This is a genomic window from Bacteroides sp. D20 (genome assembly GCF_003436255.1).
Taxonomy (GTDB): Bacteria; Bacteroidota; Bacteroidia; order Bacteroidales; family Bacteroidaceae; genus Bacteroides; species Bacteroides uniformis.
The window spans coordinates 183,820-199,627 of the sequence record NZ_QSOO01000002.1; the positions used below are offsets into that span (position 1 = coordinate 183,820).

General features: G+C 47.4%; 12 protein-coding genes. 8 read left to right on the forward strand and 4 right to left on the reverse strand.

Translation table 11 applies throughout. The features are described 5' to 3' along the window. Positions 1–113: 113 nt before the first annotated feature. On the reverse strand, positions 114–1,166 hold the full coding sequence (locus tag DXD78_RS02620; protein ID WP_009036854.1) for a leucine-rich repeat domain-containing protein: 1,053 nt from the start codon (positions 1,164–1,166) through the stop codon (positions 114–116). A gap of 112 nt (positions 1,167–1,278) precedes the next feature. On the opposite strand from DXD78_RS02620, the gene DXD78_RS02625 reads away from it, so the two are divergent. Next, on the forward strand, positions 1,279–2,175 hold the full coding sequence (locus DXD78_RS02625; protein WP_009036855.1) for a CPBP family intramembrane glutamic endopeptidase: 897 nt from the start codon (positions 1,279–1,281) through the stop codon (positions 2,173–2,175). A 67-nt stretch (positions 2,176–2,242) separates the two neighbouring features. Here DXD78_RS02625 and DXD78_RS02630 read toward each other — a convergent pair whose 3' ends face one another. Continuing rightward, complete coding sequence (locus tag DXD78_RS02630; protein ID WP_009036856.1) at positions 2,243–4,378, reverse strand: Tex family protein; 2,136 nt, start codon at positions 4,376–4,378, stop codon at positions 2,243–2,245. Positions 4,379–4,511: 133 nt separating this feature from the next. On the opposite strand from DXD78_RS02630, the gene DXD78_RS02635 reads away from it, so the two are divergent. The 7 genes from DXD78_RS02635 to DXD78_RS02665 all read left to right on the forward strand — a co-directional run bounded on the left by DXD78_RS02635 (position 4,512) and on the right by DXD78_RS02665 (position 13,387). Then, positions 4,512–5,075 (forward strand): hypothetical protein, encoded by a 564-nt coding sequence (locus DXD78_RS02635; RefSeq protein ID WP_008663017.1) that lies wholly within the window; start codon positions 4,512–4,514, stop codon positions 5,073–5,075. Beyond that, on the forward strand, positions 5,068–6,978 hold the full coding sequence (locus DXD78_RS02640; RefSeq protein ID WP_034528967.1) for a HAMP domain-containing sensor histidine kinase: 1,911 nt from the start codon (positions 5,068–5,070) through the stop codon (positions 6,976–6,978). The genes DXD78_RS02635 and DXD78_RS02640 overlap by 8 nt, the downstream gene beginning before the upstream one ends. Positions 6,979–7,004: 26 nt before the next feature. Then, the gene (locus DXD78_RS02645) at positions 7,005–8,750 is read left to right on the forward strand and encodes a bifunctional UDP-sugar hydrolase/5'-nucleotidase (protein ID WP_009036858.1); all 1,746 of its coding nucleotides are present in this window, start codon (positions 7,005–7,007) and stop codon (positions 8,748–8,750) included. Between the two features lie 45 nt (positions 8,751–8,795). Further along, the gene (locus DXD78_RS02650) at positions 8,796–9,134 is read left to right on the forward strand and encodes a hypothetical protein (protein ID WP_009036859.1); all 339 of its coding nucleotides are present in this window, start codon (positions 8,796–8,798) and stop codon (positions 9,132–9,134) included. A 151-nt stretch (positions 9,135–9,285) separates the two neighbouring features. Continuing rightward, positions 9,286–11,610, forward strand: a complete 2,325-nt coding sequence (locus tag DXD78_RS02655; protein ID WP_009036860.1) for a TonB-dependent receptor — start codon at positions 9,286–9,288, stop codon at positions 11,608–11,610. 74 nt (positions 11,611–11,684) lie between these two features. Further along, the gene (locus tag DXD78_RS02660; protein ID WP_009036861.1) at positions 11,685–12,563 is read left to right on the forward strand and encodes an AraC family transcriptional regulator; all 879 of its coding nucleotides are present in this window, start codon (positions 11,685–11,687) and stop codon (positions 12,561–12,563) included. Between the two features lie 62 nt (positions 12,564–12,625). Continuing rightward, positions 12,626–13,387 (forward strand): creatininase family protein, encoded by a 762-nt coding sequence (locus tag DXD78_RS02665; RefSeq protein WP_009036862.1) that lies wholly within the window; start codon positions 12,626–12,628, stop codon positions 13,385–13,387. 230 nt (positions 13,388–13,617) lie between these two features. Here DXD78_RS02665 and DXD78_RS02670 read toward each other — a convergent pair whose 3' ends face one another. Together DXD78_RS02670 and DXD78_RS02675 are read right to left on the reverse strand one after the other, a co-directional pair. Beyond that, positions 13,618–14,976, reverse strand: coding sequence for a transposase (locus DXD78_RS02670; RefSeq protein WP_009036863.1), 1,359 nt, complete (start codon positions 14,974–14,976; stop codon positions 13,618–13,620). Positions 14,977–15,137: 161 nt separating this feature from the next. Then, the gene (locus DXD78_RS02675; RefSeq protein ID WP_009036864.1) at positions 15,138–15,722 is read right to left on the reverse strand and encodes a Crp/Fnr family transcriptional regulator; all 585 of its coding nucleotides are present in this window, start codon (positions 15,720–15,722) and stop codon (positions 15,138–15,140) included. Between the last annotated feature and the right edge of the window lie 86 nt (positions 15,723–15,808).

Sequence of the window (15,808 nt, forward strand, 5' to 3'; positions counted from 1 at the left end):
ATTGAAAAAAAGAAGAAGGTGTGTTAGAATGATTTTTAGCTATCATTCTGACACACCTTCTTTTGCTATTAAAAGAGTCTCTTTGTTCTTATTAAGGCGGGGAATAGTCTGAGTTATTGTTTCTCCTTATATATAATTTTGCCTTGGCTTTCGCCGAAAAGGTTGTCGCCTAGCGTGGTAATCTTATTCCCCGTGGCAAGCACATAGCGCAGGTTGTCGCATCCCATAAATGCTCCGTACTCAATGGCGGTTACACTGGCAGGAAGCACCAGCGTGCCGCACAAACGGCCGCAGCCACTGAATGCACGCTGTCCGATGCTTCTAAGTTCTTGCGGGAGCCGTACGTTCAGCAGATACTTCTTTTGGGTGAAAGTATAGTCGGGAATTGCAGTGGCATTACTGTTGGTCATGTCGATGGAAACCAGATTGGGCATATAGTCGCGTATCAATGTGAAGTCGGCTTCGTCCATTTTTCCTTCAACGGTCAGAAAGTTAACGTCTTTGGGCTGAAATCCGGCTCTTAACAGTTCGCTGGCAAGGCTGCCCATTTTACCAATCTGCACATTTACTGTCAGTGGTTCTCCTTCAATGAATGCAAAGGTCTCCCATTTCTTTTTGGTACGATAGGAGTCACTGCATCCCAATGGAACAAATATGGCTGTAACGCTATCGGCCAATGCTTCGGACAACAGATTGGGAGCCGTTTTCTTCCGTATCTGGCATATCTTGAGATTTTTGCATCCCTTAAAGGCAGCATCTTCGATGTTCTTGGTCTTGTCGGAAAGGATAATCCTGGTCAGTGTCTCCTTGCCGATGAAGGTACTGTCGTCCATTTGCTTGCAGAAGGCATATGCCGGAATGCAATTGGCAGGATATACATAAAAACGGTTTGGATAAGTCCCGTTCTTGCCTGCATACATGCTGATGGAGGCATTGGAAATGTCCAGCAGTTGCAGGTTTTTGAATTCATCCCGTAGATGCCTGAAATCTACGGCATTCAGCTTGCCCTGCAGGGTCAGTTGGGTGATTTCATTGGCTTCCGCTTCTGTCATCAGTTCCACCAGGGTGCCAGGTTTGGCCACGTAGTATCTTTTGGATTTTTGTGCCGAGGCATTCAGCATTAACGCCAGTCCGGCAACGGCTAAAAGTATTTTTCTTAGTTTCATGTTTGTCGATTCCAGATTGATTTTTCAAATATAAGAAGAAACCGGCAGGAATACATGAAGTTTTTTCTTTTTATTATTATTTTTGTCGGATATTAATCAAAATGAGATACAAATGGAGACGGAAGAAACGGTGAAGGAAGAGTGTGTTGCTATGAGTAAAACAAAACGTATTTGGCTGGCATTCGTTGATATAGTACTGTTTACTGTACTTTTTATGATTTTTCTGTTTTTGTTTGCCATACCTTTTGCGATTGCTTTCCCTGAGTTGAAGACACAAGCTGGTGGGATGAGCGTCTATTTAATGATGTTGAATGAAGTCTTGATGTTGGCCAGTGGGCTTATTGCCGCTTGTATGGTGCTGGGCTTCAGGAAGCTTCCTTTTTCGAGCTTGGGCTTGTCTTTGAAGGGATGGGGCAGAAGCCTGCTGAACGGAGCTTTGTTTGTCGTGTTCTTGTATGCAGTTGGTTTTGGCTTGTCTTTATTGTTGGGGGCTGTGGAAGTGGCAGGGGTCTTGTTTTCTCCCATTTCGTTGTTGTCGAGTCTTTTGCTTTATTTTTTAGTGGCAGTTACGGAAGAAGTTATTGGACGCGGTTTCATTTTAGGGCGTATGCTGGATGGAGGCGTCAATAAGTTTGTGGCATTGCTTATCTCTGCGGTGTTATTTTCGTTGATGCATCTTTTCAATCCCAGCTTTGCCTTCGTCCCGTTTTTGAATATCATGCTGGCGGGTTGTTTCTTGGGAGCTTCCTATATATACACGCGTAACCTCTGTTTCCCCATTGCCTTGCATTGGTTCTGGAACTGGATTCAAGGTTCTGTTTTGGGATATAAAGTCAGTGGAAATGAATTTAGCAATAAGAATCTGCTGATTCTTCACTTTCCGGAAGAAAATCTGATAAATGGAGGAACTTTCGGGTTCGAAGGCTCTATTCTGTGTTCACTACTTTTAGTGCTTGGTACAGTAATTATCTTAAGACACTATTATAAGGGATTAGTGATTAGGGATTAATGATTAATGATTAATGATTAATACGGAAACCATTAACCACTAACCATTAATCACTAATCCCTAATCACTAATTCTGTTCCACTCCTTTCATTGTCAGCTGTATGCGTTTCCGGTCCATATCTATGCTGAGTACCTTTACGCGTATATGTTGATGAATGGACACTACTTCATTAGGGTCTGATATGAATCTGTCGGCGAGTTGGGAGAGGTGTACCAGTCCGTTTTCCTTGATGCCTATATCGACAAATGCGCCGAAGTTGGTGATGTTTCCTACGATGCCGGGCAATTCCATGCCTTCGCGCAGGTCGCTGATGGTGCGCACGTTCTTATCAAATTCAAATATTTTTATCGGTCCGCGTGGGTCACGTCCGGGCTTGTCCAGCTCTTGCAGGATGTCTTTCAGTGTCGGCATGCCCACGGTGGGGGAGAGGTAGCGTTCCGGATTAATCTTCAGACGCAGCTCCCGGTTGGCTATCAGCTCGGCTACGCTGCAACCCAAGTCCTTTGCCATTTGTTCTACGATGCAATAGCTTTCCGGGTGTACGGCAGTATTGTCCAGCGGATTCTTTGCCTGCGGAATGCGTAGGAAGCCGGCACATTGCTCAAACGCCTTGGCACCCATACGAGGTACTTTCATCAGTTCCTTGCGCGAGGTGAAGGCACCGTTTTCGGCGCGATAGTTCACAATGTTCTGTGCCAGTTGCGGCCCCAATCCCGAGATGTAGGTCAGCAGATGGCTGCTTGCGGTGTTCAGGTTGACACCTACCAAGTTTACACAGTTTTCTACGGTCTGGTCCAATGATTTTTTCAGCTTGGTTTGGTCCACATCATGCTGGTATTGCCCCACACCAATAGATTTCGGGTCAATCTTTACCAACTCTGCCAGCGGGTCCATCAGTCGTCTGCCTATGGACACAGCACCGCGTACGGTGACGTCGTAGTCGGGAAACTCGTCCCGTGCAATTTTAGAGGCCGAATAGATGGAAGCTCCCTGCTCGCTGACGATGAATATCTGTATGTCGCGGTTGAAGCGCTGATGTTTCAAGAACTCCTCCGTTTCGCGGCTGGCAGTTCCGTTACCTATGGCTACGGCATCTATCTTATAAGACTCTATCATCATTTGCAGCTTGGCAAATGCCTCTTTCTGCTTGCTGACCGGAGGGTGGGGGTAGATGTTCTCATTGTGGAGCAGATTTCCTTGTGCATCGAGGCACACAACTTTACAACCCGTACGAAATCCGGGGTCTATACCCATCACACGCTTTTGCCCCAGTGGTGAAGCCAGCAACAACTGACGGAGGTTTTCGGCAAATACCTTGATGGCTTCCTCATCAGCACGTTCCTTACTTTGCGTGGCAAATTCCGTCTCTATGGATGGCTTCAATAGGCGTTTGTAGGAATCCTGCACGGCTTCCGCCACTTGCTGTCCGCAGGGGTTGTTGCTCCGCACGAATTGGCGTTCCAGCCGTTCCACGCACTCCTCATCGTCTGGGCTGATGCTGACTTTCAGCAGGCCTTCCGCTTCGGCACGCCGGATGGCGAGCAGGCGGTGGGAGCTGCATCGCTTCAACGATTCGGAGCAATCGAAGTAGTCGCGGTATTTGGTCGCTTCCTCTTCTTTGCCTTTCACCACCTTGGCGGTCAGTGTGCCTTGGCGGGCAAATGCGTTGCGCACGCTGTTTCGGGCACGTTCGTCTTCGCTAACATGCTCGGCTATGATGTCACGGGCACCTTTCAGTGCATCTTCCACGTTCTTCACGTCTCCTTTCACGTAACTGGCGGCGCGTTCCTCCGGATGAGGCTCACGTTGCAGCATCAGCAGGGTGGCGAGGGGTTCCAGTCCTTTTTGACGGGCTGCTTCGGCACGTGTTTTCCGTTTGGGCTTGTAGGGGAGGTAGATGTCCTCCAGTAGGGTATTGTCCCAAGTCTCCTCGATACGTTTCTGAAGTTCGGTGGTCAGTTTACCTTGTTCCTGTATGGTGTTCAGGATGGTTTCTTTACGTTTGGCGATTTCGTTCAGCTTTTCGTAGTGGGTCTTTATGGATTCAATCTGCACTTCGTCCAGTCCTCCCGTCACTTCTTTTCGGTAGCGGCTGATGAAGGGGATGGTGGCACCATCGTTCAGCAATCCGAGGGTCTGTACTATTTGTTTCTCTGATATGCCGAGGGCGGCAGATATCATGCGGTGGAAATGTTGTATCATCGGTTCTCTCTTTTTATAATGGATGCCAAAAGTACGAAAAACAATCGTCGTACGAAAATAAACCCCATATTCTTGGAAAAATCATTTATTATTGCGAAGTTTGTCAACTATAACGAACTAATAAACAATAAATATGGAAGAAGCTAAAGGTCAATCGATTTTAGATAAAATGCTCACTACATTTATCAATACGTTAGTGAAAGCAGCCGAAAATGAGGCTCAAACACATTTCGGCAAAAACCTTGAGGAGGTATTGAAGCATTTCATGGCAAAAGTGAATAGCGATTTTGAAAAACAATGCCTGCTTTGGTATTTTACAAAAAAAGGTCAAACTATGACCGTGTCGTCAGAAGTCTTTGAGCGGATTGCGAAAGCGGCTGTTGCCTCGCGTGCGGCAAGCGAGAAGCTGTTTCATGGCCCACAGAAGGTAATCATTAAAGGAAAGGTCTATTATTCCCAAACCATTTCTTTCTATGAGAATGATGAATTTGATTATGCCTTGGGCTGTGCGACAATCTTCTTTGATGAGGAGGGCGTTCCCGTAGGCCTGAAGGATATTTATGACTTTAACGAAGCAAAACATCGTGATACCAATGCCGAGAGTGACACCACATTTATGGCTAAATTTGAAAAAGCAAATTTAGCAAAGTCCTACGCCATACTTTATGGCATTAATGACTATGACCTTCATGACTGATGTGTTTCGTACCATATCGTCATGTATCATAGCATTATTCTGCTGTCTGTTACCAGTGTTCTCTATTACGGGGGAGCATCCGATACTGATTATCAGTTCCTATAACCCGGATGCTGGCCGTACTTCCGGCAACATCTCAGACTTTATGGAGGAGTTCCAACGCCTGGGCGGGACAAACACCATCGCATTGGAAAACATGAACTGCAAAAGCTTCTCCGAATCTCCCCTTTGGGAACGGAGGATGGTGGAGCTATTGTCCAAATACCAGGGCGATAACAGTCCGGCGCTGACCGTCCTTATTGGGCAGGAGGCTTGGGCTGCCTATCTTTCTCTGCCCGACTCTATACGCGGCAATACTCCGGTCGTAAGTGCATTGTCCAGCCGTAACGCCATATTGTTGCCGGGCGATACGGTCGACTTAAAGACCTGGATGCCCGAATCCGTCGACTTCTTCACGGATTTCCCCAGTTCGCCTATCAAGGCTGGCTTCGTTTATGAGTATGATGTGGAGGCCAACATCAATATGATAAAGCAGATGTATCCCGGCACCAAGAATATCGCTTTTGTCTCAGACAACAGTTATGGCGGCGTTGCCATGCAAGCCTATGTAGTGAAGGAGATGCAGAAGTTTCCGGAACTCAACCTGATTCTGCTGGACGGACGCGTCCATACCATATATACCATTTGTGACAGATTGCATGAGTTACCGGAAAATACAGCTATATTGATGGGGACATGGCGTGTGGACATGAACGATGGTTACTTCATGCGGAATGCAACCTACGCCATGATGGAAGCAGCTCCCACTTTGCCCACTTTCTCGCTCAGTTCCGTAGGCTTGGGATATTGGGCTGTGGCAGGTGTCGTTCCTGCCTACCGTGCTTTGGGCAAGGAGATGGCAAGACAGTCCTACCGCCTGCTGACCACCCCTCAGGATAGTGAGACCCATATGGAAATCATTCCGAATGAGACCATACTGGACGGTAAACTTGTGAAGGAAAAGAAACTGAATATCACCGGCCTTCCGCAGCCGGTAAAGATGCTGAACGTAACCCCTTCTTTCTACGAACAGTACAAGTATCATATCTGGTCTGTCGGTGCTGTTCTGTTGGTGCTGTTGGGCGGTTTGTTCGTTTCCCTTTACTTTTATTATCATACAAAGAAGTTGAAGGATGAACTGGAGGTATCCGAGGGTGCCTTGCGCGAAGCAAAAGACCGTGCCGAAGAATCCAGCCGTCTGAAGAGTGCTTTCCTTGCCAATATGAGCCACGAAATCCGTACTCCATTGAATGCGATTGTGGGCTTCTCGGACGTGCTGTCTGCCGGAGGAGCCTCGGAAGAAGAACAGCGTGGCTATTTCGAGATTATTAGGACCAACTCTGATTTGCTGCTTCGGTTGATTAATGACATATTGGATGTGTCCCGTTTGGAGGCCGACCGCGTCATCCTTTCTTTGGAGAGCTGCAATGTAGTGCAGATATGCCAGCAGGTAGTAGCTTCCGTGGCCCAGGCACGCAGGTCGACCAATCAATTCTTATTTGAGTGTGAACGTGAGGTAGTGGAGATGCGGACGGATGTGCAGCGTTTACAGCAGGTTGTGATAAATCTGCTTTCCAATGCGGACAAGTTTACAAAAGAAGGTACGATAACCTTGAAGCTGGAGCCGGATACGGCGAGGAATGTTGCAGTATTCTCGGTGACTGACACTGGTTGCGGCATTCCATTGGACAAACAGAAACGGGTGTTCGAACGTTTCGAGAAGCTGAACGAATATGTGCAGGGAACCGGCTTGGGCTTGTCCATCTGTAAGCTGACCGTTGAGAAGTGGGGCGGCGAGATTTGGATAGATCCTGCCTATACGGATGGAGCGCGGTTTATGTTTACCCATCCTATGAACTTATAAGAACCGACAAGAAATAAGGAAATATAATGAAAAGATTTAGTTGTTTTTTTATCTGGATTTTTGTCCTGACAAGCATACTGCCTGCGCAGGAAAGAGAGGTGAAACTGAAAGTCGTACAGACCAGTGATATACACGGCAACTACTATCCCTACGACTTTATACGCCGCCGGGAGGCAACCGGCAGTCTGGCACGTGTGCATGCTTTGGTGCAAAAAGAACGTGAGGCTTATGGCAAAAATCTGATTCTCTTGGACAATGGTGACATTCTGCAGGGACAGCCCACAGCCTATTATTATAATTACATAGATACCGTTGCCCCTCATCTGGCAGCGGAGATGATGAATTTCATGGGGTATAATGCCGGCAATATGGGTAACCATGACGTAGAGACCGGCCGTACCGTTTTCGACCGTTGGGCAGGTGACTGCCGTTTTCCGATATTGGGTGCCAATATTGTGGATACTGCTACCGGAGAAACCCATTTCAAACCCTATGAGGTGCTGGAACGTGACGGAGTGAAAATTGTGGTTCTCGGTATGATAACTCCTGCCATCCCCGTATGGCTTTCAGAGAATCTGTGGAAAGGGCTGCGTTTCGACGATATGGAGGAGACTGCCCGCAAATGGATGAAGATTATCCGTGAGCAGGAAAAGCCTGATTTGGTTATCGGTATGTTCCATGCCGGCCAGGATGCCCAGCTGATGGGAGGCAAGTATCGCGAAAACGCTTCGGTGGAAGTGGCGTGCAACGTGCCGGGATTCGATATTGTCCTGATGGGGCACGACCATGCGCGCGAATGCAAGAGGGTGTGCAACATAGCCGGTGACTCGGTACTGGTGATGGACCCTGCCAGCAACGGTGTTGTTGTGAGTAATGTGGATATAACCTTGAAACTGCGTGATGGTAAAGTTATAGACAAGAAGATAGACGGCATACTGTCCGATACGCAAGACTACGGCGTCAGCGAAGAGTTCATGCAACGCTTTGCCCCCGAAAATGAAGCTGTGCAGAATTTTGTTTCCAAGAAAATTGGTTCCTTTACCGAGACTATCTCCACACGTCCTGCCTATTTCGGTTCTTCCGCTTTTATAGACCTTATCCACGAATTGCAGTTGGCAATCAGCGGAGCGGATATTTCTTTTGCGGCTCCTTTGTCCTATGATACGGAAATCCGTAAAGGAGACATTTTTGTGAACGATATGTTCAATCTGTATAAGTACGAAAATATGCTTTACACCATGCGTCTGACGGGGAAGGAGATACGCGATGCCTTGGAGATGTCGTATGATTTGTGGACCAATCGGATGAAGTCTCCGGACGACCATATCCTTCTCTTCCGTGAGAAGCGCCGCGAAGGTGCTACGGATAGGGCCTCATTCAAGAATTTCAGCTTCAACTTCGATTCTGCGGCGGGTATTATCTACACGGTGGATGTGACCAAGCCGGATGGCGAGAAGGTAGCCATTCTCAGTATGGCAGACGGTACTCCGTTCGATATGGATAAAATGTATAAGGTAGCGGTGAATTCTTATCGCGGAAACGGTGGCGGCGAATTGCTGACAAAGGGGGCCGGCATCTCGCAGGATGAATTGAAGGAACGCATCATCCACTCTACGGATAAGGACTTACGCTATTATCTGATGCAGTACATTGAGCAGAAGAAGGTGATTGAACCGCGTACGCTGAATCAGTGGAAGTTTATTCCCGAAGAGTGGGCGGCTCCGGCTTCCAAGCGTGATTATGAGTTCTTGTTTGGCAAAGTTAAAGAATAATTCACTATCTTTGCGGCTCAAAATCTATAGTATAAGTTTTTGGACGTGAAGCAGAAGAAAAAAATTATAGGTGCATTGAGCTTGCTGGTACTGTTTATCATGTACCAGGCAAGTATCACTGCGTTCACTCACGTCCATTATGTGAATGGGGTGATGATAACGCACTCGCACCCTTTTCATGGCACACACTCTCACTCTCAGACTTCCCTTTTGGTTATCGGGCATTTGTCGGCATTCTACTCTTCCGGAGTGGATGTGTATGAGGTTCAGCACCCGATGCGTCCTTTGCTGGCCATGCTCAGAGCCAAACCGGCAACACCTACTGTTAAGGGGGAAGTGATACGTACCCTTTCCCTTCGCGCTCCTCCCGCTCTTTTTTCATAGTCATTAGGTTTAAAAACGCCTGGATTTTTTGTATGTAGATACCAGGCATTTTAGTCTCGAAGTCCGGCATTTCAGTGAACGAAGTGCGGCATCTCGGATGATTATCTTTTTTCAGACTTGAATTATTTTTTTTATTTAGAGCGCTAATTTGATGAAACAATACATTTTGGCGTTGGTACTTGCAGTGGTAAGTGCCAGCGTAGCTTTTGCCGTAAATCCTATAAAAGAAGGCAATATGATTTCCGGCCATGTGATAGTGAAAGGTACGGAGGAAAATATACCGTATGCCACGGTTTTGATTATCGGCAGTGGTCAGGGAACGGTTTCCAATGAAGAAGGACAATTTGAGTTCCGCAAGCTTCCGGCGGGAAAATACAAGCTCCGTGTGTCGGCAGTGGGTTACAAGACCCAAGAGAAGGAGGTGACGGTGAGCAAGGACTTTACTGCCGTCATACATTTCCCGATGGAAGAGGAGAGTTTCATGACCGATGAAGTGGTGGTATCCGCCAACCGCAACGAGGTAAGCCGCAAGGCAGCTCCGGTAGTTGTAAATGTGATGAGTACCAAATTGTTCGAGATGGTCAACTCCACCGACCTTGCCAAGACACTGAACTACCAATCGGGCTTGCGTGTGGAGAACAACTGCCAGAACTGTGGTTTCCCCCAGGTGCGCATCAATGGCTTGGAAGGTCCGTATTCGCAGATATTGATAAACAGCCGTCCCATCATCAGTGCATTGAGCGGTGTGTACGGATTGGAGCAAATCCCCGTGAACATGATTGAACGGGTAGAAGTGGTGCGTGGCGGAGGCTCTGCCTTGTTTGGCGCCAATGCTGTGGGAGGAACTATCAATATTATAACCAAAGACCCCATCAACAATTCCTTTCAGGTATCGAGCATGTTCTCCAATATGGACGGCAAGTCCTGGGAGCAATATATGGGTGGCAATGTGTCGCTGGTTGCCAAAGATAACTCTTACGGCATTGCCTTTTATGAGAGTTACCGCAACCGCAACCCCTACGACCGCGATGGCGATGGCTTTTCCGAGCTGGGCAAGCTGAACATGAATACTTTCGGCTTCCGCGCCTATTACCGTCCTACGCATTTCAGCCGCATCAATCTGGAATACCATACCACCAACGAACTTCGTCGCGGAGGCAACAAATTCGATTTGCAGCCGCACGAGACGGACATCACCGAGCAGACCAAGCATATCATCAATAGCGGAGGCGTGAGCTACGATTTGTTCTGGAAGGAGTACAAGCATAAGATTTCGGCTTACACCTCCATACAGCACACCGACCGCAACAGCTACTATGGTGCCCAAAAGAACATGAATGCTTACGGCAAGACGAAAGACCTGACCTGGGTTGCCGGCGGCATGTATGTGGGCAATATGGACAACTGCTTCTTTGCCCCCGCCACCTTCACCGGCGGACTGGAATATCAGAACAACTCCCTGCACGACATCATGACCGGCTATCATCGTGACATGGAGCAGGATGTCCGCATTGCCAGCGCCTTCGTGCAGAATGAGTGGAAGATGAACGTACTGACCATGCTGGTCGGCGCCCGCCTGGACAAGCACAACCTGATAGACAAGCTTATTTTCAGCCCCCGCGTCAACCTGCTCTACAAGCCGGCAGATGATTTTCAGGCACGCTTGACTTACTCTACCGGTTTCCGCGCTCCGCAGGCATACGATGAGGACTTGCACGTGACGGCAGTAGGCGGCAAGGGAGTCCAAATCAAACTCGCCGATAACCTGAGTGAAGAACGCTCCAACAGTTACAGCGGTTCGGTGGACTGGACTGCCCATCTGGGACACTGGCAGGCAAACATCCTGGTGGAGGGTTTCTATACAGACCTGCGCCACGTCTTTGTGCTCGAAGATATCGGCAAGAACGAAGTAGGGGATGTCATCAAGGAGCGCCGCAACGGAAACGGCGCACGCGTATACGGTGCCAATCTGGATGCGAAGATTGCCCACGGCAAGGAGGCGCAGTTCCAGCTCGGCTTCACGGCGCAGCGCAGCCGCTACACCCATGAAGAAGTCTGGACAAAGGTGGACGGCAAAGACCTTACCACCAAGCGCATGCCCCGTACACCGGACTATTACGGGTACTTCACTTTCTCCTCGGCACCGGTGAAGAATTTCGATTTCTCCCTTTCCGGCACTTATACGGGAAAGATGATTGTGCCGCACTACGCACCGGAAGATGCTCCCGAGGGTGCCTTCTGCAATATCACCTCGGACCGCATGGAGCATACCCCCCAATTCCTGGACCTGAATGTGAAGCTGAACTACACCTTTGTGCTTCACGACCATATCAAGCTTCAGTTGAATACGGGTGTACAGAATATCTTCAACAGTTTCCAGAAAGACCTGGATAAAGGGGAATTCCGCGATGCGGGCTATTTCTACGGACCTACGCAGCCGAGAACCTTCTTTGTCGGCTTCAAGATAATGAACTAAAAGTTTCCATTTAAGGATTTTTAGAGCTAAATTCCGCAAAATAGTCCTACATTTGTCGCCAAAGCACAAAAACCATGGATACTAAGAGAATACGAAATGTAGATATTTCCCAGATACATCATTTGCCGATGATCGATTTCATCGGCAATGATTTTGCTATTTTTGATGACATCAAGGACATGTCTTTGAGCTCTTATCCCACCCGTTTGAATGCTGCTTGCCTGACTGTCTGCCTGAAAGGGTGGTGCAAACTGGAACTCAACTTGCAGCAATGTGAAATGCGGGAAGGTATGTTGGGTATTATCCTTCCCGACCAGATTGTTCTGCAAGGAGAACGCTCCGATGACTTTGCCGGACTTTTCATTGCCGTCTCAAAAGATTTTATGGATATGGTGATACCCACCATGCAACAGCTTTTCCCCATGTTCTTCATGATTAAGGAACGGCCTTTCGTCCACATCACTCCGGAGGAATCCCAATCATTCCAGGAGTATCACTCTTTCCTCTGGAGCAAGGTGAAGCTGAAGGACAATCCTTTCCGTAAGGAAATCACCCAGGGATTGCTGCTGGCACTGTTCTATGAGATATACAACATCTATCAAGGGCATGCCGTTCAGGAGCGCATACCCAAAAGCAGGAAGGAAGACTTGTTCGAACGCTTTATCCGTGCCGTTTCAGAGTCCTATAAGGAAGAGCGAAGTGTGTCCTATTATGCCGATAAGATGTTCCTCACCGCCAAGCACCTTTCCACCGTAGTGAAGGAAATCAGCGGAAAGACGGCAGGCGAATGGATTGACAGTCTCGTCGTTTTGGAAGCCAAAGCCTTGTTGAAGTCTTCCGAGCTGAGCATTCAGGAAATTGCGGACGAGCTGCACTTTGCCAACCAGTCGTTCTTTGGCAAGTATTTCAAGCATCACACCGGTATGTCACCTAAAGAATATCGCCGGCAATAGGTTCAATGTGACGGAATAATGTTTATTTTTGCGGTAAAGATTTACCCCCAAAATAAACTATCATGGAAAAAAGAGAAATTGACCTTACTGTTTCCTGCTATGGAAAGGTGAAAGGAGTGAAGTATGACGTTGTCATCCTGCCTTGGGGAGCTACGGAGCCCCATAATCTGCATCTGCCTTATCTCACTGATTGTATTCTGCCGCATGACATTGCCGTAGACGCGGCTGCATTGGCTTTACAGAATTCCGGTGTACGCTGCATGGTGATGCCTCCCGTACCTTTCGGTGCACACAATCCGGGGCAGCGCGAACTTCCGTTCTGCATCCATACCCGCTATTCCACCCAGCAGGCCATTCTGGAAGACATAGTTGCCTCCCTCTATGCACAAGGCATGCGCAAGCTGATTATTCTCAGCGGTCATGGCGGCAACAACTTCAAGGGAATGATTCGTGACCTGGCGTTTGTGTATCCCGATTTTCTGATTATCGCTGCCGACTGGTTCAGCATCGTCCCTCCCAAAGACTACTTTGAGGCTGTTGTCGACGACCATGCCGGCGAGTCTGAGACTTCCGTCATGATGCATTACCATCCCGAGCTGGTGAATCTGGCTGAGGCCGGTGACGGAGAATCCCAACCGTTTGCTATTCCTTCCCTGAATGAAAAGGTGGGCTGGGCTCCCCGCCATTGGAATAAGGCTACAGTCGACAGCGGGGTAGGGAACCCCAAAAAAGCTTCTGCCGAGAAAGGAGAACGTTATATGAAACCGGTGGTGGAGAAGTTGTCGAAGCTCTTTACGGAAGTCGGTCAAGGAAGTCTGTATTGATGTACTTGGGGATATTCCGTAAATGTTCCTCTTTCTAATAAATTAAGAGAAAAGTTTTACTTTACGTGAGCTTTTCTCTTGATTATTTTCGTTGAACCTCCCCAGTTTTCTGTCTTTTCATAGAATATTATTTACATATTCTTATTTTTTCCTTTCCACCCATGCATTATGTACATGTCTTTTTTAGGGGAAGTTAAAACCTCTCCTCTTTTCCTGTTATTTTAGTCTGATTATGCAGCAGTTCTTTTTTTCTTTTCGACCTTTTCTATCATGCATACCGCATTGGCCGTATGTATCCCAAAGAAAATCCAAAGCATTTCCGTTTTCCTGTTTCTGGCTTTTATCCTGGCCAGTGAGTAATGTTGTTTCTGCGTTCCAAAGCTTCCTTCCAGCCGGGTAGCTCTTTCACGGCTGAGTTCCGACCGTAAGATCCTCCGAAGCGGCTCATCTTTGGCGGCTCTGCCCTTACGCTTGAAGGAAGTACTTATATGATATTTAGTACAAAATTTCCGGTTGGCATTATTGGCATAGATTGAATCCGCTGCAAGCGCCTTAACCCTAACCTTGGTCAGTTGTTGTTGCAGATGAATACAGTCTTTCAAACGTACTCCTTCGTTAAAAGCCTTAAAGGAGATATGTTCTATAAAGGAGATTCCATCTATCTGTATATTGTTGACCTTGGCTCCGAATTCAACGGATTTGGTTTCCTTGCCTCTGATAATGGGGCGAAGGTAATGCCGGTCGATACTCACGATACGGTCGGACACTTTTTGGCCTGCAAATAAATTCTTCCCTTGCTCAAGAACCGTCTGTATGACCGAGAATCGTCTTTGGTAATCAGAGGATAGTGTAAGCCTGTTCCCGTAGGATGAATGGATCCGCTCCAACTGGTCAAGCAACTTTTCCAACAACTGAAGTAGCCTGCGTGTAATCATACGGGTCTGTGATTTCCTGCGTTTACGCAGTTTACTGTAAACAAGGTAGGCACGGCTTACATCAAGATACTTGTTACGGGGACGTTGTATGTGCAATCTCCGGCAATGTTTGCACAGATGACGATGAAGCCATACGATACCTTCCCATAAGAGTTTGGTATCAGTAGGGAAACGCAGACGGCTTTCATAACAGGTGGTATCGGTCATACAGACATGAAGGTTCTCAAGATAAGGTTTCCAATGCCCGGCAAGAATAAGCTGGAGGGACTCAACATCAAGGCGATTCGTCAGGAACTGGCGGATCGCACTGACGATTTTAGGATTGGTCAGCGGATGAAGCGGATCAATCTGAACACCACAAAACAACTGGTAATGAATATTACCGTTTAAATGTTCAATCAGTTGTGCATCGGAAAAGTTGGTATAGGACTTCAGGACCATCAAGGCTATTTTACCTTCGGGAGAAAAATAACTTTTACGACCCAAAGGAGAAGACTTCAAATGCATTTGTCGGGCCAGTTCCGAGAAAGGGAATAGAGAATGGAGGCGACCTAATTCACTCGTTACAAAACTTTGACGATATTTTTTAAGCATATCGAACTCGGTAAAACCTAAACAAGGTTCGATTTCTGAAATTTTTTGTATCTTTACCATGTGTTTTTATTTTTAATTACCCCCGTTTTGGCCGTCAAACCGTTTTTGGGGGGAATGCTTAAAGATACAAAAAAGGCAACTAACTCATTGCAAGTTAGTTGCCTTAAATTTTATTATTTTAGGAATATCCCTATGTATTCTCCGGGCAGACAGGTGGAGGGTTACAGTATGCCCGAACGTACCCGACTCAGTGTTTCGGGGGTCATCAGCAGATAGGACGCAATATGCGACAAGGGAGCCCGCTTGATGACTTCGGGCTGATGTTCCATGAGCTGGTTATAGCGCTCGCGTGCAGCCTCAAACCGCCAGGAGTCAGCCTTTATCTGTGAGACAATCAGGGAATATTCCAGAATCTTCCGATAGAACATGTTTATTTCCCATGAGATTTCGGTAAGTGTCAACAGCTTGTTGTATGGCAGCAGGTATACGACACTCGACTCGAGTGCCTCAATCATGAGGTGGGTGGGTTCCTGCTTCAGGGTACTTTCTATGCAGATGATGATGCAGCCTTCATAGGAAAAGTGTTCGGTGACGTCTTTGCCGTTTTTATAATAGAATTGGCGCAACATGCCTTTTCCTACAAATACGATATTATGGCTTATTTGCCCTTCATTGAGTAATAATGCGCCCTTTTCTACTTCCTTGCGAATGAGGATTTCCTCTATCAACCTTCTTCCCTCGGGAGCCATGTCCGGATAGCGGGAGTTGATAGCGGCATCTACGGTTTCTTTCAATAGTGCATCCATAAGACCATGATTTATTTGTTCAGTAAGTAAGGCCGGTAAAGTTCGGTCCGCTTCTGCTTTCGGGGAGCAAAGATAGGACTTTTGGA